This is a genomic window from Streptomyces sp. NBC_00443, from assembly GCF_036014175.1.
GTDB lineage: Bacteria > Actinomycetota > Actinomycetes > Streptomycetales > Streptomycetaceae > Streptomyces.
The window spans coordinates 1,912,120-1,930,328 of the sequence record NZ_CP107917.1 but is presented as its reverse complement, the minus strand read 5'-3'; the positions used below and the strand labels follow the sequence as shown (position 1 = coordinate 1,930,328).

The following is an 18,209-nucleotide window of genomic DNA, read 5'->3' as shown; positions in this document are numbered from 1 at the left end:
GGGGTGTTCGACCTTGACCGACATCATCGAGAGGTTCACGGACAGCGATGCGGGGACCGTCACGGAGGCCGAGTCGCGGAAGCAGCTGCTCGACACCGGTGAGCTGACGCCGTATGCAGCGCCGCTGCCCGTCCCAACCGTCCTGCGACCCGCGTCCGAGGACGTCTTACGCGAGACCGAGATCGCCCTGCGCCCGACCTGGGTGCGCCTGCACCCGCAGCTGCCGCCGACTCTGATGTGGGGGTACGACGGCCAGGTGCCGGGCCCGACCATCGAGGTGCGGCGCGGACAGCGCGTCCGCATCGCCTGGACCAACCGCATCCCCAAGGACAGCGAGTACCCGGTCACTTCGGTGGAGGTGCCGCTGCGTACGGACGGCCGCCCGCAGTCCGCCACCGAGCCCGGCCGCGACGGCGTCGAGCCCAACAAGGACGTGGCGGCCCTGCCCGCCTGGTCGGTGACCCATCTGCACGGCGCCCAGACGGGCGGCGGCAACGACGGCTGGGCGGACAACGCCGTCGGCTTCGGCGACGCCCAACTGTCCGAGTACCCGAACGACCACCAGGCGGTGCAGTGGTGGTACCACGACCACGCGATGAACATCACCCGGTGGAACGTGATGACGGGGCTGTACGGCACCTATCTCGTCCGTGACGACGAGGAGGACGCCCTCCATCTGCCGTGCGGGGAGCGGGAGATCCCTCTGCTGCTGGCCGACCGCAACCTCGACACCGACGAGGACGGCCGGCTCAACGGGCGGCTGCTGCACAAGACCGTGGTCGTCCAGGAGAAGAACCCGGAGACGGGCAAGCCGGTCTCCATCCCGTTCACCGGCCCGTACACCACGGTCAACGGCCGCATCTGGCCGTACACCGAGGTGGACGACGCCTGGCACCGCTTCCGGCTGGTCAACGCTTCCAACGCGCGCACCTACGACCTCGTCCTGGTAGACGAGGACAACAACCCGGTGCCGGGCATCGTCCACCAGATCGGCAGCGACGGCGGACTGCTGCCGCGCCCGGTGCCGATCGACTTCGACGGCGCGCTGCCCACGCTGACCGCGGCCCCGGCCGAGCGCTTCGACCTGCTCGTCGACTTCCGCGGTCTCGCGGGCCGAAAGCTCCGCCTGGTCAACAAGGGCCGCAACCAGCCGCCGGGCGTGCCGGACGCGGCGGGCGACGTGCGCTATCCGGCGGTCATGGAGTTGTGGGTCCGGGACAGCGGCGAGACGGACACCTTCGAACTGCCCGAGGTGCTCTCCGGTTCCTTCCGCCGGCTCACGCACGACATCGAGCACGGCCACCGGCTGATCGTGCTCACCCCGCCCGCCACTAAGGGCGCAGGCGGGCACCCGGAGATGTGGGAGATGGCGGAGGTCGACGACCCGGGCGACATCCAGGTCCCCACCGACGGCGTCATCCAGGTCACCGGAGCGGACGAGAAGACCAAGACCTACCGGCGCACGGCCCGGACGTTCAACGACGGGCTCGGCTTCACCATCGCCGAGGGCAGCCACGAGCAGTGGAGCTTCCTCAACCTCGCGCCGATCGTGCACCCCATGCACATCCACCTGGCCGACTTCCAGCTGCTGGGCCGGGACGCCTACGACGTCTCGGGCTTCGACCCGGCTGTGGGCGGCACCCGCAGCCCCATCCGGTACGACGCCGGCACCGCGATCCCGCTGGCGCCCAACGAACGCGGATACAAGGACGTCTTCCGGGTGCCGGGCAACCAGACGCTGCGCGTCATGGGCAGGTTCGATGGGGCGTACGGCCGCTTCATGTACCACTGCCATCTCCTCGAACACGAGGACATGGGGATGATGCGCCCCTTCGTCGTCATGCCCGCCGAGGCGCTGAAGTTCGACCACGGTGGCGCACACGGCGGCCACGGGGAGGGACACACGGGCTGACGTACGGCTGCAGGGGCACGGGCTGACGTGCGGGTGCGTGGCGCGCGGTGACGGACGAGCGGGCGTCACGCGCGCGGGCGACGGACATGCGGGCCTCACGCGCGCGTGGAGACCCTCCGCGCCGCGTGCTCGACCGCGGCTCGTGCCAGCGCCCGGACGATCGGGTGCGGGCGCGAGCCGTCGCCGGACGTTCCGGCTGGAAGAGCGTGGCAGGGCCCGCCCCTCCGCCGCCCGCCCTGGCGTTCCGTTTTCTGCCGTGACGCCTATGGCTTCCCGTTCTTGACCACTGGTCAGTCTCACTCGATCGTGGCTCGTCGTGCGCCGGTGCGCAGGGTAGTCACCAGCCGGAGGCGATCCAATGGAACAGACTGCGTTGCGACCCAAACCCATGCCAGGTCAGCGGCCCGGCGACGAGGCCAAGCCCGCCCCCGGCGCTCGGCGTCCGCACGCCGCGCCCCACCGGCGCGGCCGACGGCTCACGACCCTGCTGTGCGCCCTGCTGGTGGGAATGGTCCTGATCCTTTCCGGGGTCGGGCTCGGCACCCTGGGGGCCACGGTGATCGGCATGAGCAAGCTCGCCGAGCTGAAGCGACAAGCAGGCCTGGGCGCCCCCGGAAGCCCATCCGAGCCGGCACGCCCCGGTTCCTCCGCCCCCGCATCCGCGACTCCCACCTCCTCGCCGCGTCCAGCCGCCGTCGCCACCCTCGGCGTGGAGGCCGTGGACGCCGAGAAGCCGGGCGCCCTGCTCGTCGGCGTCCATGTTCCGGGACCGGGATACGCGGCCGGCCTGGTCCGGGGCGACGTACTCCTGGCGTTCGGCAGGACCCGCATCGACTCGGCCGCCGACCTCGCGCGAGCCGTCGCGGGGGCCCGCCCGGGCCGCGAGGTCACCCTCACGGTGCGCCACCGCAGCGGCGGCTACCAGCAGCTGACGGCGATCCCGGGCGTCGTCACCTGACCGCCACGCATCTCGAAAGAAGGGCTTGAGGAGGGAGTCCGCGAAATCCACTGGTCCCCTCCCGCCGGCCGGGCCACGATGACCCCATGCTGACCACCCTCATCGCCTTCCTGGGAGCCTGCACCCTCGTCGCCGCCTCACCGGGGCCCAGCACGGTGCTGATCATCAAGCAGTCGCTGCACAGCAGACGCTCCGGATTCCTGACCGTGCTCGGCAACGAGACCGGGGTCTTCGTCTGGGGCGTGGTCGCAGCGTTCGGCCTGACCGCGCTGCTGACGGCCTCCGAGCTGGCGTACGACGTGATGCGGATCGTCGGCGCGGTCGTGCTCGTCTGGTTCGGCGTCCAGGCGCTGCGGCAGGCACGGCGCGCGAAGGGGGAGCACGAGACCGCGTGGGAGGGCACGCAGAAGAGCGGCTGGGCCTCCTACCGCGGCGGGCTGCTGCTCAACCTCGCCAACCCCAAGGCGGCCGTCTTCGCCCTGTCCTTCCTCCCGCAGTTCGTCCCGGAAGGCGCCCCGCACCTGCCGGCCATGATCGGCCTCGCCGCACTCTGGGCGGTCTACGAAGTCGGCTACTACGGCCTCTACGTGTGGTTCGTCGGCCGGATGAAGAACGTGCTGTCCCGCGCGGGCGTGCGCCGGCGCCTGGAACAGGTCTCCGGAGGCGTGCTGCTCCTCCTCGGTGTCCGCATGGCACTGGACAGCTGACGCCATGCCCGGCCGGGCTGCCCGACGAGCCGCTCGAAAGACCCGCCGATCGGCTCGCGCCGCCCCCGCCGTACGGGCAGGATGCTGCCCGTAGTCCTTTCACGCGCCCAGGGAGGCCCGGATGACCGGCACCGCACCCGCGCCCTTCACCGCCGACGACTACGGGGCCCGTATGGAACGTGCCGCGCGGGCGGCCGCGGACGCCGGCCTGGCCGGGCTGCTGGTGGCCCCCGGCCCGGACCTGGTGTGGCTGACCGGCTACGCGCCCACCGCGGAGACCGAACGGCTCACCCTGCTGGTCCTCGTCCCCGGCCGGGACCCCGTCCTCGTCGTCCCCGCCCTGGAGGCCCCGGACGCCGCGCAGGCCACCGGCGCGCCCGGCCTGACCCTGCGCGACTGGACCGACGGCAAGGACCCCTACGCCGCCGTCGGCGCCCTCCTCGACGCGAGCGGCCGGTTCGGCATCAGCGACAACGCCTGGGCCCTGCACCTGCTGGCCCTGCAGAAGGCGCTGCCCGGCACCTCCTACGCCTCCCTCACCGACGCGCTGCCCATGCTGCGCGCCGTCAAGGACGCCGCCGAACTGGAGCTGTTGGCGGCCGCGGGCGCGGCCGCAGACGCAACGTTCGAGGAGATCCGGAAGGTTCCCTTCGGTGGTCGCCGTGAGTCCGAGGTCGCCGCCGACCTCGCCCACCTGCTGCGCCGCTTCGGTCACTCCCAGGTCGACTTCACGATCGTCGCCTCCGGCGCGAACGGCGCCAACCCGCACCACGAGGTGGGCGACCGGGTGATCGAACGCGGCGACATGGTCGTCCTCGACTTCGGCGGCCTGAAGGACGGCTACGGCTCCGACACCTCCCGCACGGTCCACGTCGGCGAGCCCACGGACGAGGAGCGCCGGGTCCACGACCTGGTGCGCGCGGCCCAGGAGGCCGGCTTCCGTGCCGTACGGCCCGGCGTCGCCTGTCAGGAGGTCGACCGGGCGGCCCGCGCGGTCATCGCGGACGCCGGGTACGGCGAGTACTTCATCCACCGCACCGGGCACGGCATCGGCGTCACCACCCACGAGCCGCCCTACATGATCGAGGGCGAGGAGCAGCCCCTCGTGCCCGGCATGTGCTTCTCCGTGGAGCCCGGTATCTACCTGCCCGGCCGCTTCGGAGTGCGTATCGAGGACATCGTGACGGTCACCGATCACGGCGGCCGGCGCCTCAACGACACGACCCGCGAGATGGTCATAGTGGACTGACCCGGCCACCGATCCGGGAGCAAGGAGCCCGGCCCCCGTAGACCCCCGAGCGACGACGGCGCGACCATGACCCAGGCACCGACACCCACCGCGGACACCGTCCGCCGACTGGTCCGTTCCCTGCTCAAGGACGGCACGGACGACTCGGCCGGACCCGAGGTCCGCCCTGCGGCCGCGGGCGCCGAGCCCGCCACCTGGTGGGTCGGCACCCGCCATGTGCTGCGCCTTGCCCCCGACCGTGAGGCCGCCGCCCGCCAGCGCCGCGAACTGCGCCTGCGCGACCTCGTCCGCCCGCACGTACCCGTCACGGTGCCGGCGAGCGTCGCGATCGGCGAGTGGGCGCCCGGACTGACCTGCACCCTGGACACCAAGGTGCCCGGCGGGGCGGGCGGGCAGCACGACGTGTCCGCAGTCGGGGAGACCGACCTGGCCGGGCTGCTCACGGGGCTGCGCGAGGTGCCGGTACGGCAGGCCGAGACGCTCGGCGTGCCGCGTGCCGCACCGCGCTCCCTGGAGGCCCTGCGCCGGGCCGCCGAACATGCCGCGGCGCGCCTCGACGCCGCCGACGAGTTCGACGCCGCCCGCGTGCGCCAGCTCACCCAGCAGGCCGCCGTACACCTCGCCGCCCAGTCCGCGACCGCCGTCCTCGTCCACCACGCCCTCACCGGCGACCACCTAGTCGTCAGCGCCGACGGCCGGGTGCGCGGCGTCCTCGGCTGGGCCGACACCGTCCTCGGCGACCCCGCCGAGGACATCGCCGGTCTCGCCCTCGCCCTCGGCTCCCCGGCCGCCGTCCGCGCCGCCACCCTCGCCGGCTACGGCGCCCGCCCCTGCCTGCGCGGCCTCTGGCTCGCCCGCTGCGACGCGGTCGTCCACCTCGCGGACCGCCTCGAGGGCAAGGGAGAGTCACCGCCCCCGCTGCTCAGAGCGCAGCTCAGCCACGCGTGGGAGCCGATCCTGCTGGAGCGGGTGACGGAGCTCAGGGAGGACGACGACGGGGAGGAGGTGCTGTAGGGGCGGAGGTGCACGCGCAGGCGCATGGGCGTCCGGCCCCTCGTAGGGCGCACGCGCGAACGCTCACGCCCGCCCGGACCGGGCCCCGCTCACCCCTGCAACAGCACCACACCCGACTCCCCGGGCACATGCAGTACCCCGTCCGCGCCCGGCGCCTCCACGGGCTCCCACGCCGCCAGTACGGCCGCCTGCCGGGGCCCCAGCGGGATCGCCGCCGGTTCCTTGGCCAGGTTGACGGCCACGCGCACGTCACCGCGCCGGAAGGCGAGCCAGCGCCCCTGCTCGTCGTAGGCCACCTTGGTGTCGGCGAGGTCGGGATCGGTGAGGTCGGGCTGCTCGTGGCGCAGGGCGATGAGGCGCCGGTACCAGGCCAGCACGCGCGCGTGGGGCTCGCCGTCGAGTTCGGACCAGTCGAGGCAGGAGCGGTCCCGGGTCGCCGGGTCCTGCGGGTCGGGCACATCCTCCTCGGCCCACCCGTGCGCCGCGAACTCCCGCCGCCTGCCGCGCCGTACGGCTTCGGCGAGCTCCGGATCGGTGTGGTCGGTGAAGAACTGCCAGGGCGTGCCCGCGGCCCACTCCTCGCCCATGAACAGCATCGGCGTGAACGGTGCCGTCAGCGTCAGCGTGGCCGCGCAGGCCAGCAGCCCGGGGAGAGGACGGCCGCGAGCCGGTCGCCCTGGGCCCGGTTGCCGACCTGGTCGTGGGTCTGGCTGTAGCCGAGGAGGCGGTGCGCCCCCACGCGCGTGCGGTCCAGGGGGCGTCCGTGACGGCGGCCCCGGAAGCTCGCGTACGTGCCGTCGTGGAAGTAGCCGCCGGTCAGGGTCTTGGCGAGGCCCGCCATGGGAGCGCGCGCGAAGTCGGCGTAGTAGCCCTGGGACTCGCCGGTCAGCGCGGTGTGCAGGGTGTGGTGGAAGTCGTCGTTCCACTGGGCGTGCAGACCGAGGCCGCCCTCCTCGCGCGCGGTGATGAGCCGAGGGTCGTTCAGGTCCGTCTCCGCGATCAGACACAGCGGCCGGCCCAGATCGGCGGAGAGGGTGTCGACGGCCGTCGACAGCTCCTCCAGGAAGTGGCACGCGCGCGTGTCCACGAGCGCGTGCACCGCGTCCAGGCGCAGCCCGTCGATCCGGTAGTCCCGCAGCCAGGCCAGTGAGCTCTCCACGAGGAACCTGCGCACCTCGTCCGAGCCGGGCGCGTCCAGGTTGACCGCGGAACCCCACGGCGTCTGGTGCGTGTCCGTGAGGTAGGGGCCGAAGACGGGCAGATAGTTCCCGGACGGGCCGAAGTGGTTGTGCACCACGTCGAGGAGCACGCCCAGGCCCAGTTCATGGGCCCGGTCGACGAAGCGTTTCAGCGCCTCGGGGCCGCCGTACGGTTCGTGCACGGCCCACAGCGAGACGCCCTCGTAGCCCCAGCCGTGCCGCCCCGGGAAGGGGCACAGCGGCATCAACTCGATGTGTGTGACGCCCAGTTCGACGAGGTGCCCGAGCCGCTCGGCGGCCGCGTCCAGTGTGCCCTCACGCGTGTACGTGCCCACGTGCAGCTCGTACAGCACCGCACCGGGCAGCGGTCGCCCGGCCCACTCGGTCCGCCAATCGTGGCGGCCGTGGTCGACGACCGCACTGAGCCCTTCCGGGCCGTCCGGCTGCCGGCGCGAACGCGGATCGGGCAGCACCGGCCCGTCGTCCAGCGCGAAGCCGTACCGCGTCCCGTCCCGCGCCTCGGCCTCCCCCCACCACCATCCCGCTCGATCAGGATCGCGCTCCAACGCGCGCGTGGCGTCCTCGCAATGGAGCGTCACACGGCCGGCCTGCGGTGCCCACACCTCGAACTGCACGGACGGTTCCCCTTCGTCTGCTCACCGTGATGTAGCCCGTCCATGGTGCTTCAAACGAGATCAATCCGCTTTTGAATCTTCCCTTTTGCCGTGGGTGTCGCGACCCGTCCCGGCGATCACGCGCGTGTGGTGGCCGTTTCCCCGTTTTCTGGACACCGGGGGGCCACTGACCGACAATCAGCAGCGTGACGTCGTCTTTCGAGTTCAACACGTACCCCGCGCGGCTCTCCGACGTGGAGCGCGACAAGGCGCTGAAGGTGCTGCGTGACGGCGTCGCCATGGGACGGCTGTCGCACGACACTTTCGTGCGCCGCATGGAACTCGCCCTCTCCGCCCGCCGCGCGGACGAGCTCGCGGCGCTCACCGCCGACCTGCCCTCCGAGAGCCGTCTGTCCCGCCTGGTGTTCGGCACCGTCGAGGCGGTCTCCGGCTTCACGGTACGGCTGCGCAGGGCATGGCAGGCCGAGCGGCTGCCCAAGCTGCTGCTGCCCCACCCCGGGTCCGGTCATCCGCTGCGCATAGGCCGCGACCCCGCCAACGGGCTGCGACTGACCCACGAGACGGTGTCCCGGGTGCACGCGGAGCTGAGCCACCAGGCCGGCCTGTGGGTCCTGCGTGACCTCGGCTCCACCAACGGCACCACGGTCAACGGCAGGCGCGTCATCGGTGCCGTCGTGGTCCGCGAGGGCGACCAGGTCGGCTTCGGCCGGATGTCGTTCCGGCTCGCCGCGAACTGAGCCGACCAGCGGCTCAAGGCCTCCCTTTACTTGAAACGTTGACTCAAGTCCCTTTGCCCTCGGTGGTGTTGACGTACTGGCCAAGTCGTGACTGACTGTGCGTACACCATGCACACCAGGTGAACCGACGGCACTGCATTGTGGAGGTGTGCCCTGCCGCCACTCCTCCGCTACCCGACCGTCGACGAGCTGAGCGCCCGGGCGGCCGCGCTCGTCGCCCGCAATCCCCGTGACGCACGACTGCGCCGCGTCGGCACGTCCCGCGCGGGCACGCCCCTGTGGCTGCTGTCCGTCGGCCACGGCAGCCGCCAGGCCCTCGTCGTGGCCGGCCCGCACGCCAACGAGCCGGTGGGCGGCGCCACCGTCCTGCGACTGGCCGAACGGGTGCTCGCCGACCCCCGCCTGCACGAGGGCGCCGACGCCACCTGGAACCTGCTGCTGTGCCTCGACCCCGACGGCCTGCGCCGCAACGAGGGCTGGCTGCACGGCCCGTACGCCCTCGGCGACTACTTCCGGCGCTTCTTCCGGCCCGGCTTCCTGGAACAGCCCGAATGGCTGCCGGACGGCGCGGACGCCGCCACGCTGCCCGAGACCCGCGCCCTGCTCGAACTCCAGGACGAACTGCGGCCCTTCCTGCAGTGCTCCCTGCACGGCGTCGACGTCGGCGGCGGCTTCGTCGAGCTGACCCATGACCTGCCCGGCCTCGCCCAGCGCATCGCGCACACGGCGGCCCGCCTCGGCATCCCGCGCGAGCTCGGCCCCTACGACACCCTGTACTGGCCGGAACTGGGCCCCGCCGTCTACCGGATCCCCAGGCCCCGCCCGGGCGACCTGGCCGCCGCGATCACCGAGGCGGCCGTGGAGTCGACGTGGTTCCATCCGTACCGGCACGGCACAGTCACGGCGGTCGTGGAGGCCCCCATGTGGGGTGTGGCCGCCGTGCAGGACGGTGCTCCGCCCGCCGATGAGGAAACGGTCCTGCGCAGGGTGAGCCACGCCCTCCGCCACGACACCCTCCTCCTTCAGCGGCTGCTGGAACGCCTGCGGCCCCACCTGCCCGCCGGACCCGAATCGGCCCGGCTGCTCGCCCCGGTCGACGACTATTTACTGGTCTGTCCAGGGCTCGCGAACACCTGGGACCCCGACGTGGCGGACCCGGTCGGCGTACACCCGCTTCCCCCGCTCAGCACCGCCCATCTGGCCGCCCTGCGCATCGCCGGGCGGCGCCTCGCCCTGCGCACCGCCGGGCTGCTGCACCAGCTCGTGACGGGCGCCGGGCGCGACCCTGCCGGAGTGCTGCCTGAGCTGGACCGGCTCCTCGACGAGTGGTGCGACGACTACCGCGACGGCTGCGGGGCCCGCTGGATACCGGTCGCGCGCCAGGTGGAGTACCAGGCGCGGGTGGTGCTCGCCGCGTTCGAACTCGCCGGACGGTACGCGCCTGCGTGCTCCCGTTCGGGTGAGTCGGGGTGGAATGCCGGGGCCGCCGTGCCGATGCATCGGGAATGACGCAATCAATCACGGCGAAAGCGGTACGGGGCGGCCTGCTGGCGGCGGCCGCCATGCTCCTCCTCGGCGCGACCCCGGCGCAGGCGGCGGCCCAGGGATCGGACTCGGAGAACTGGCTCTTCCTGACGGTCACCCGGGGCGACGCCCGCCACGGTGACCCGCGCGGCACGCTGCTGCTGTGCGACCCGCCGCAGGGCCACGGGAAGGCGGCGGAGGCCTGCGCGGAGCTCGAGAAGGCGGGCGGCGACATCAGCCTGCTCCGGACGGCGGACTCCTTCTGCCCGATGATCTACGCCCCGGTGACCGTGCACGCGCGCGGGGAGTGGCAGGGACGTCCGGTCGAGTACCGGGAGACATTCGCCAACGGGTGTGCGATGGGTGCCCGGACGGGCGCTGTGTTCGCGCTGGACGCCTGACGCGGTGCGGCATCGGCCGTACCGCACGGGTCGGCCCGGCTCACGTCGGCACCGCTCATGCCTGCGTGGCTCATGCCGGCGTCGCTCATGACGGCCGGTCGCGCGCGTGCAGCGCCGCCGCGACGACCGTGCGGGACTGGTGCTCGACCTGGTGCTCCAGGGGCACCCAGCGGGCGCGGAAGCGCTCGGCGAAGGCGTCGCTCCAGGTCGCCACCAGGTGTTCGAGGCGCTGTGCCCCGCGGTCGTCGGTCTCCCTGAGGACGCGCAGCAGCATGGCCGCCGCCCGCAGGGGCAGCCGGCGACCGAAGGCGTCCACGCTGCCGACGTACGCCATGGTGTTGTCGGCGGGCGGCGTGCGCATCCAGTCGGCGGCCAGCCCCGGCACCAGCTCCAGCGCCCACTTCGAGGCCCGCAGCAGGGGCCCGTCGACGCCGTCCAGGCGGGGGAGGGCCTCGGCGAGCACCCGCTCCACCTCCAGCGCGTCCCGCAGCAGCCGTGCCGCCAGCCGCCGCATCGCCCCGGCCGGGTCCGGATGCGGCGCCGGGTCGTCCACCAGGTCGCTCGCCCACATCGGCACCTCGACGACCGCCGTCAGGCCGCCGTAGCGGTGCACGTGGTACCAGGTGCTGCTGCGCGCGTCGTCCGGCATGCTCGGATAGGCCGCGCCCGCGCCCGGCGCCGGCATCACATGCACCCCGGGTCCGGACGCGGGCCAGCCCGCCGCGTCCGAGGCACCCGTCTCCACCGGGATGTGCAACTGGGCCGCGGACTTCGCGAACGGCTCGGCGAGACCGGGTACGTCCTTCGTCAACTGCACCCAGCTGCCGCCCAGATCGGTGCCGTGCAGGGTCACCTGAAGGTAGGGCCGCAGTTCGTCGATGACCCGGGTCAACGCGCGTGTCTCGGGCGGCAGCCGGTCGGCAGGCAGCGTGGCCGGTGCCCACTCCGGCTGTTCCGAGGCCGCCGGCCGGAAGAAGCCGCGGTGGTAGTCGAGCAGACTGCGGGGTGCCGGGGTGACGTGCAGGCTGGCCCCGTCGGGATCCGCGCACAGCAGGAAGTGCCAGGAGATGTCGCTCCGCAACTCCCGCTCGAGCAGGACGCGTTCGGCGACCGCGAGGAGCGTGGGCCCGCCGGTCGGTTCGTTGGAGTGCGCTCCTGCGACCACCAGGACGGCGGGCCGGGCGTGACCGATGGACAGCAGGTGGAGGGGTCTGCCCGCGCGGGAGGACCCCACCTGTCTCAGGGTGCACAGGCCCGGTCGGTGAGCGGCCAGTGCGCGGGCGGACAGGACCAGCTCGGTCAGCGTGGGGTAGCGCAGCTCCGGCAGGAGACTCACCCCCGTCATGTCCGCCCAGCCTTCGCAATCCGCAGTACCCCACGGTCTCGTTGACGTGTCAAGGACTTCACGGGGGAGGCGCCCGGGGGCGCCCAGTTGCATTCACCCCGGCGGATGGGGGCGGCGGGAGCCAGGGGAGGTGCGACATCGATCCGGCCGGGCACTCCGCACCGGTAGCCCGCCGCCGACCTGCATGAACGGACGCCACGAGCGCCGGATCGCAGAGGGCGCCGGCGCTCGTCACCACGCGCTGCCCGCGTGCACGAGCCCCGGGAGCGCACGCGGGCCCGAGCCGGGTCGCCGGCGCGATGGCAGGGCGCAGGGCGCCCTCGTACGCGCTCGACGGTCGTGCTCTCGGCGGACGCCTTGGCCAACGGCTCTACGGCCGCTCCACGGTCGCCCCTACTGCTCGACCGCCCCCTCACCGCCCTCACCGACCCGCTCCAGCAACGCGACCGGGACGCGCTCGAAGAGCTCCTCCACGCGCGCGTGCCCGGTGAACTCCCGCTCCGGAGCCAGCACATCGGCCCAACGCCCCGGCGGCAGCGCCAGCACCGTGCCGCGCCAGCCACCCGACTGCGCCAGCCGCAGGGACAGCCGCGTCACGGCGGTGACCACCTCTCCGGAGCGTTCGAAGGCCACACAGTGCGCGGCGGCAGGGCCCTCGGCGGTCAGGGGCACGTACGACGCCGAGTCACCGAACACGTCGGGACGCCGCCTGCGCAGCCGTAGCGCGGCCGTCGTCAGAGCGCCCTTCTCACCCGGGTCCTGGTGCGGGAACCGCACGCCCCGGCGGTTGTCCGGGTCCACCAGCGCCCGGTACTCGCCCTCCGTGCCCTGATAGACGTCCGGCACGCCCGGCATCGTCAACTGGGCCAGAGCCATCCCCAGCAGGTTCGCCCGGATGTGCGGCTCCATCCGGCTCCGGAAGGCGGCCACCCGCTCGCCGGGCGCCCCGCAGGGCCCCGTGGCCACGAATGCCGCCACCGCCTCCTCGTACGGCGGTTCCTGCTCCGTCCAGCTGGTGAACAGCCCGGCCTCCCGCACGTGCTTCAGCAGCGCCCCCTGAACCCGGTCCGCATCCGCCTCGCCCAGCCCGAACACCGTCTGCCAGGCAGCCCACGCCAGCTGCGCGTCCGGTACGCCCTGGCCGTCGCGGGTCACCTCGGCCAGGATGTCCGCCCAGTGCTCCGGGCACTCGGTGAGCACGGCCAGCGAGGCCCGTACGTCGGCACTGCGCTTGGTGTCGTGCGTCGACGCGACCGTCCCCGTCACGGGCCAGTCGCGCTGCACGCGCGCGCAGTAGGCATGGAACTCGTCGGCCGATACGGCGGGGCTCCCCGGGTTCCCGCCCACCTCGGTCGCCGAGAGCAGCGGCACATAGCGGTAGAACGCCGTGTCCTCCACGGACTTGGCCCGCAGCGCCGACGCCGTCTGCGCGAACCGTGTCCGGAACTCCGCGTGGTCCGGTCCGTCACCGGCCCGCCCGAGCACCAGTTCGCGCACGACGTCGACCGCGCGGGCCTCCTCGGGCACGACGAAGGCGAGCCGGGCCTCGGCCGCGGCCTCCTCGGTGACCACACGGGCCGCGTCCCCGGAGGCGTAGGGCCGGTAGACGTCCAGCCGGACGAGGAGCTCCTGCAGAGCGGTGCGCAGCGCCCAGGGGGCCCGGTCGCGCAGCGCAGGCTCCGGCGACGTGGCGCACAGGCGGGACGCCACCCGCGTCAGCCGGTCGATCTCCGTGGCCAGCTCGTGCGTGAGCACCTTGTACGCCGCCCGCCGCACCGTCGCCTCCCAGTCGCCGCCCCGGTCCGTCTGGGGGGCCGCGAACCGCCGGTACTGGCCGAGGAGTTCCCCGAATCCCGCAGGATCGGTGAAGAGGCCGTCGAGGTGCCGCAGGGCGTCGTAGCCGGTGGTGCCGGCCACGGGCCAGGAGGCAGGCAGGTGCTCGCCGTCCGACAGGATCTTCTCCACGACCGTCCAGCGCCCGCCGGTCGCCTCGTGGAGGCGCCGGAGATACGCGTCGGGGTCGGCGAGGCCGTCGGGGTGGTCGATGCGCAGCCCGTCGATCACGCCCTCGTGCAGGAGCTGGAGGATCTTGGCGTGTGTGGCCTCGAACACCTCCGGGTCCTCGACCCGCACCCCGATCAGCTCCGAGATGCTGAAGAACCGCCGGTAGTTGAGCTCCGTACGGGCCAGCCGCCACCACGCCGGCCGGTACCACTGCGCGTCCAGGAGCTGCGGCAGCGGCAGTTGCCCGGTGCCCTCGCGCAGCGGGAACACGTGGTCGTAGTAGCGCAGGACGTCGCCGTCCACCTCCAGACGGCCGAGCTCTTCGCCCAGCGGCCCCCCGAGCACCGGCAGCAGCACCTTGCCGCCCTGGGCCTCCCAGTCGATGTCGAACCATCGCGCGTATGGCGATTTGGGGCCCTCGCGCAATACCTCCCACAGGGCGCGGTTGTGGCGTGGGGCCATGGCCATGTGGTTCGGCACGATGTCCACGACCAGGCCCAGACCGTGTTCGCGCGCCGTGCGGGCCAGTGCGCGCAGTCCGTCCTCGCCGCCCAGCTCCTCGCGCACGCGCGCGTGGTCCACGACGTCATAGCCGTGCCCCGACCCCGGGACCGCCTCCAGGACGGGGGACAGATGCAGATGCGAGACGCCGAGCGAGGCCAGGTACGGCACGGCCGCCGCCGCGGCCTCGAACGGGAACGAGGACTGCAGTTGCAGCCGGTACGTGGCGGTCGGCAGGGTCGGCACCGTCGGTTCAGGTCGCTCAGGTGTCATGGAAAGCTACGTACCCGCCCTGCCGCCCTTCGTGTCATCGTCCCCTCCACGTGGGCCCACGCGCGTGCCTAGCTTCGAGTGATGGGAACGAAGGGGACGACAGGACGCCGCGGCACATCCGCGGCCTACCGCGAGGTGATCGGCCTGACCGGGCCGCTGCTGCCGGTCATGTCCTTCCTGGCACGACTGCCGACCGCCACGATCCAGTTCGGCAGTGTGCTGCTGGTCGCGCGCACGAGCGGCTCCCTGGCCGCCGCCGGACTGACCGGGGGTGCGCTCGCCGTCGGGCAGGTCGCCTGCGGTCCGCTGGTCGGCCGGCTCGCCGACCGGCACGGGCAGCGGACGGTCGTGCTCGCCTTCTCGCTCGCCAACGCCGTCGCGATCGCCGGGCTGGTCGCGGGTGCGCTCGCGGGGCTGCAGACGGCGGTGCTGGCCGCCGTGGGGGTGGCGGCCGGAGCGACGGTGCCGCAGATCGGGCCGATGGCGCGCGCCCGTCTCGTCGCTCTCGCCCGCCGTGCGGGGGCGCGCGATTCGACGGTGGGCGCCGCGCTGTCCTTCGAGAGCACCCTGGACGAGGTCTCCTTCGTGCTGGGGCCTGCCCTGGTCGGCCTGGCGGCCGTGACTGCGCATCCGGGCTACGCGCTGGGCGGCGCCGCGGTGTTGGTGGCGTTGTGCGGCAGCGGCTTCGCGTTGCACCGGACTGCGGTGGCGACACGGCCCCGGCCCGTCGCCGCGTCGGCGGAACGACGGTCGGGTTCCGTCCGGATACGTGCGGGGCGGAACCATGCCCTCAAGACGGCGCAGGCGGGGGGAGCCGGTCCCGTGCCGAGGGCTCCCTCAAGGGGAGACGATCTCGTCCCGATGTCGTCGCCAGGGGGAGCCGATCCCGTCCCGATGTCGTCGCCAGGGGGAGCCGATCCCGTCCCGACGTCGCCGGCAGGAGGCGAAGGCCCCGTCCCGCCGCCCTCCATCCCCCGATCCATCCACGCCCTCCGAGCCGCCCTCGCTCTCCAGGGCGCCATGTTCGGCGCCTGCCAAGCCGGCATCACCGCCCTCACCGAGCGACTCGGACAGCCGGACCAGGCCGGCCTCGTCTACGCCGCCATGGGAGTGATGAGCGCTGTCGCCGGGCTCTCCATGGCCGCCGTGCCCGCCCGTCTCGGACTCACCGTCCGCTGGCGGGCGGCCACCGCAGCCGCGTTCCTGCTCTCGCTCCCGCTGCTGTGGACGGAGGGGCTCCCCGCGCTCTACGTCACCGTCACCGTTCTCGGCGTCGCCTACGCCCCGCATCTCATCACGGTGTTCGGGCTCACCGAGCGCGTGGTGCCGCCCGCGCGGCTCTCCGAAGCGATGGCGTTCGCGACGAGCGCGCTGGTCGGCGGGCAGGCACTCGCGCTCGCCGTCACCGGTCGGCTGGCCGAGTCGTACGGCCCCGCGACGGCCTTCGGCGCCGCGAGCGTGGCCGCGGCGCTCGCCTGCACGATCGCGCTGACGGTGCGCCCGGCGTCGTACCCCGGACGCACCGCCGCGTCGCTCTAGACCGGCCGCTGCAACACCGTCATGCTGCGGTCCACCAACGTCAACCGGTCCCCGGCCTGCACCTTCGCCGCCGTCTCCGGCGGCACCCCGTCCGCGCGCGCGGTGTCGACGACCACCTGCCACTCACGGCCGTGGTTGACCGGCACGACGAAGTCGAGGGTCTTCGGGGAGGCGTTGAACATCAGCAGGAACGAGTCGTCGCCGATTCGCTCCCCGCGCGCGCCCGGCTCCGAGATCGCATTGCCGTTGAGGAACACCGTCAGCGCCGACGCCTGCGTGCGGTCCCAGTCCCGCTGGGCCATCTCCTTGCCCTGCGGAGTGAACCAGGCGATGTCCGACAGGTCGTCGTGGGTGCCCTCCACGGGCCGCCCGTGGAAGAAGCGGCGCCGGCGGAAGACCGGATGGTCGCGCCGTAGCCACACCATGGCGCGCGTGAAGGCGAGCAACTCGCGGGGCAGACCGGCCAGGGCCTGGCCGTCAGGGCCGCCTTCCCCGTCCGAGCCGCCCTCTCCGCCCGAGCCCGCCGCACCGGCGTCCCCGTCCGCCGGCCACTCCACCCACGCGATCTCGCTGTCCAGGCAGTACGCGTTGTTGTTGCCCCGCTGCGTGCGCGCGAACTCGTCGCCGTGGCTGATCATCGGCACGCCCTGGGACAGCATCAGCGTGGCGATGAAGTTGCGCATCTGGCGGGCACGCAACTCCAGGACGGCCGGGTCGTCGGTCTCGCCCTCCGCCCCGCAGTTCCAGGACCGGTTGTGACTCTCACCGTCCCGGTTGTCCTCGCCGTTGGCGTGGTTGTGCTTGTCGTTGTACGAGACGAGGTCGTGCAGCGTGAACCCGTCATGGCAGGTCACGAAGTTGATGGAGGCAAGCGGTCGCCGGCCGTCGTCCTGGTACAGGTCGGACGAGCCCGTCAGCCGGGACGCGAACTCCGCCAGCGCACGCGGCTCGCCCCTCCACAGGTCCCGTACGGTGTCGCGGTACTTGCCGTTCCACTCGGTCCACAGCGGCGGGAAGTTGCCCACCTGGTAGCCGCCCTCGCCCACGTCCCAGGGCTCGGCGATCAGTTTCACCTGGGACACCACCGGGTCCTGCTGGACCAGGTCGAAGAACGACGACAGCCGGTCCACCTCGTGGAACTGCCGGGCCAGGGTGGCCGCGAGGTCGAAGCGGAAGCCGTCGACGTGCATCTCGGTGACCCAGTACCGCAGCGAGTCCATGATCAGCTGCAGGACGTGTGGGGACCGCATGAGCAGTGAGTTGCCGGTCCCGGTGGTGTCCATGTAGTAGCGGGGGTCGTCCGTCAGGCGGTAGTACTGCGGATTGTCCAGGCCCCGGAAGGACAGCGTGGGGCCCAGGTGGTTGCCCTCGGCGGTGTGGTTGTAGACCACGTCGAGGATGACCTCTATGCCGGCCTCGTGCAGCGCCCGCACCGCCGACTTGAACTCCAGGACCTGCTGGCCGCGGTCGCCCCAGGAGGCGTACGCGTTGTGCGGGGCGAAGAAGCCGATCGTGTTGTAGCCCCAGTAGTTGTTCAGGCCCATGTCTACCAGCCGGTGGTCGTTCACGAACTGGTGGACCGGCATCAGCTCCAGCGCCGTCACGCCCAGCTCGGTGAGGTGCTCGATGACCGCCGGGTGCGCGAGGGCGGCGTAGGTGCCGCGCAGTTCCTCGGGCAGCCCCGGGTGGCGCATGGTCAGGCCCTTCACATGGGCCTCGTAGATCACCGTGTGGTGGTACTCGGTGCGCGGCCGCCGGTCGTCGCCCCAGTCGAAGTACGGGTTCACCACGACCGACGACATCGTGTGCGGCGCCGAGTCCAGGTCGTTGCGTCTGTCGGGTTTGTCGAAGTGGTAGCCGTAGACCTCCTCGCCCCAACTGATCGAGCCGCTGACCGCCTTGGCGTACGGGTCGAGCAGCAGCTTCGCGGAGTTGCAGCGCAGACCTCGCTCGGGCGCGTAGGGTCCGTGCACCCGGAAGCCGTACCGCTGCCCCGGCATGACGCCCGGCACGTACGCGTGCCGTACGAAGGCGTCGCTCTCCCGCAGTTCCACCGCCGTCTCCGAGCCGTCGTCGTGCAGCAGACACAGCTCTACTCGGTCCGCGGCCTCCGTGAAGACCGCGAAGTTGGTGCCGGCGCCGTCGTAGGTGGCACCGAGTGGATATGCCTCTCCAGGCCAGACCTGCATGGACACGACTCTTTCAGCTCGG

General features: G+C 72.7%; 12 protein-coding genes and 1 pseudogene. 9 read left to right on the top strand and 4 right to left on the bottom strand.

The genetic code is table 11. The features are described 5' to 3' along the window. Positions 1 to 13: 13 nt before the first annotated feature. The 5 genes from phsA (at position 14) to OHO27_RS08660 (ending at position 5,840) form a co-directional block, all read left to right on the top strand. Positions 14 to 1,912: an O-aminophenol oxidase PhsA gene (phsA, locus tag OHO27_RS08680; protein WP_328421928.1), complete on the top strand. Its 1,899-nt coding sequence runs from the start codon at positions 14 to 16 to the stop codon at positions 1,910 to 1,912. Positions 1,913 to 2,270: 358 nt separating this feature from the next. Then, the gene (locus OHO27_RS08675) at positions 2,271 to 2,870 is read left to right on the top strand and encodes a PDZ domain-containing protein (protein WP_328421926.1); all 600 of its coding nucleotides are present in this window, start codon (positions 2,271 to 2,273) and stop codon (positions 2,868 to 2,870) included. Between the two features lie 86 nt (positions 2,871 to 2,956). Continuing rightward, complete coding sequence (locus OHO27_RS08670) at positions 2,957 to 3,577, top strand: LysE family translocator (RefSeq protein WP_328421924.1); 621 nt, start codon at positions 2,957 to 2,959, stop codon at positions 3,575 to 3,577. A 121-nt stretch (positions 3,578 to 3,698) separates the two neighbouring features. Continuing rightward, a complete protein-coding gene (locus tag OHO27_RS08665) occupies positions 3,699 to 4,826 on the top strand; it encodes an aminopeptidase P family protein (protein ID WP_328421922.1) in 1,128 nt (375 codons plus the stop codon). A gap of 66 nt (positions 4,827 to 4,892) precedes the next feature. Next, complete coding sequence (locus tag OHO27_RS08660) at positions 4,893 to 5,840, top strand: aminoglycoside phosphotransferase family protein (RefSeq protein WP_328421920.1); 948 nt, start codon at positions 4,893 to 4,895, stop codon at positions 5,838 to 5,840. 89 nt (positions 5,841 to 5,929) lie between these two features. On the opposite strand, the pseudogene treZ reads toward OHO27_RS08660, so the two are convergent. After that, a pseudogene (gene treZ, locus OHO27_RS08655) lies at positions 5,930 to 7,674 on the bottom strand (malto-oligosyltrehalose trehalohydrolase). Between the two features lie 185 nt (positions 7,675 to 7,859). Between treZ and OHO27_RS08650 the strand changes: the two are divergent. The 3 genes from OHO27_RS08650 (at position 7,860) to OHO27_RS08640 (ending at position 10,336) form a co-directional block, all read left to right on the top strand. After that, positions 7,860 to 8,411 carry a DUF1707 and FHA domain-containing protein gene (locus OHO27_RS08650; protein WP_328421918.1) on the top strand — a complete coding sequence of 184 codons (552 nt, stop codon included), beginning with the start codon at positions 7,860 to 7,862 and terminating at the stop codon, positions 8,409 to 8,411. Between the two features lie 138 nt (positions 8,412 to 8,549). Next, entirely contained in the window at positions 8,550 to 9,920 is a 1,371-nt protein-coding gene (locus OHO27_RS08645) for a M14 family zinc carboxypeptidase (RefSeq protein ID WP_328421916.1), read from the top strand. Beyond that, complete coding sequence (locus OHO27_RS08640) at positions 9,917 to 10,336, top strand: SSI family serine proteinase inhibitor (RefSeq protein WP_328421914.1); 420 nt, start codon at positions 9,917 to 9,919, stop codon at positions 10,334 to 10,336. The genes OHO27_RS08645 and OHO27_RS08640 overlap by 4 nt, the downstream gene beginning before the upstream one ends. An 85-nt stretch (positions 10,337 to 10,421) precedes the next feature. Here OHO27_RS08640 and OHO27_RS08635 read toward each other — a convergent pair whose 3' ends face one another. Both OHO27_RS08635 and treY read right to left on the bottom strand, forming a co-directional pair. Continuing rightward, complete coding sequence (locus tag OHO27_RS08635) at positions 10,422 to 11,672, bottom strand: M14 family zinc carboxypeptidase (protein ID WP_328430384.1); 1,251 nt, start codon at positions 11,670 to 11,672, stop codon at positions 10,422 to 10,424. A gap of 402 nt (positions 11,673 to 12,074) precedes the next feature. Then, positions 12,075 to 14,459: a malto-oligosyltrehalose synthase gene (gene treY / locus OHO27_RS08630; protein ID WP_328421912.1), complete on the bottom strand. Its 2,385-nt coding sequence runs from the start codon at positions 14,457 to 14,459 to the stop codon at positions 12,075 to 12,077. Positions 14,460 to 14,540: 81 nt separating this feature from the next. On the opposite strand from treY, the gene OHO27_RS08625 reads away from it, so the two are divergent. Further along, complete coding sequence (locus tag OHO27_RS08625) at positions 14,541 to 15,998, top strand: MFS transporter (RefSeq protein WP_328421910.1); 1,458 nt, start codon at positions 14,541 to 14,543, stop codon at positions 15,996 to 15,998. Here the strand turns inward: OHO27_RS08625 and glgX are convergent. Further along, the gene (gene glgX, locus OHO27_RS08620; protein ID WP_328421908.1) at positions 15,995 to 18,187 is read right to left on the bottom strand and encodes a glycogen debranching protein GlgX; all 2,193 of its coding nucleotides are present in this window, start codon (positions 18,185 to 18,187) and stop codon (positions 15,995 to 15,997) included. The genes OHO27_RS08625 and glgX overlap by 4 nt on opposite strands. Between the last annotated feature and the right edge of the window lie 22 nt (positions 18,188 to 18,209).

What these genes read in the sequence shown, in the direction of transcription:
- OHO27_RS08675 (WP_328421926.1), top strand. Translation starts at nt 2,271, where the DNA reads ATGGAACAGACTGCGTTGCGACCCAAACCCATGCCAGGTCAGCGGCCC.
- OHO27_RS08670 (WP_328421924.1), top strand. Translation starts at nt 2,957, where the DNA reads ATGCTGACCACCCTCATCGCCTTCCTGGGAGCCTGCACCCTCGTCGCC.
- OHO27_RS08665 (WP_328421922.1), top strand. Translation starts at nt 3,699, where the DNA reads ATGACCGGCACCGCACCCGCGCCCTTCACCGCCGACGACTACGGGGCC.
- OHO27_RS08660 (WP_328421920.1), top strand. Translation starts at nt 4,893, where the DNA reads ATGACCCAGGCACCGACACCCACCGCGGACACCGTCCGCCGACTGGTC.
- OHO27_RS08640 (WP_328421914.1), top strand. Translation starts at nt 9,917, where the DNA reads ATGACGCAATCAATCACGGCGAAAGCGGTACGGGGCGGCCTGCTGGCG.
- treY (WP_328421912.1), bottom strand. Translation starts at nt 14,459, where the DNA reads ATGACACCTGAGCGACCTGAACCGACGGTGCCGACCCTGCCGACCGCC.
- OHO27_RS08625 (WP_328421910.1), top strand. Translation starts at nt 14,541, where the DNA reads ATGGGAACGAAGGGGACGACAGGACGCCGCGGCACATCCGCGGCCTAC.
- glgX (WP_328421908.1), bottom strand. Translation starts at nt 18,187, where the DNA reads ATGCAGGTCTGGCCTGGAGAGGCATATCCACTCGGTGCCACCTACGAC.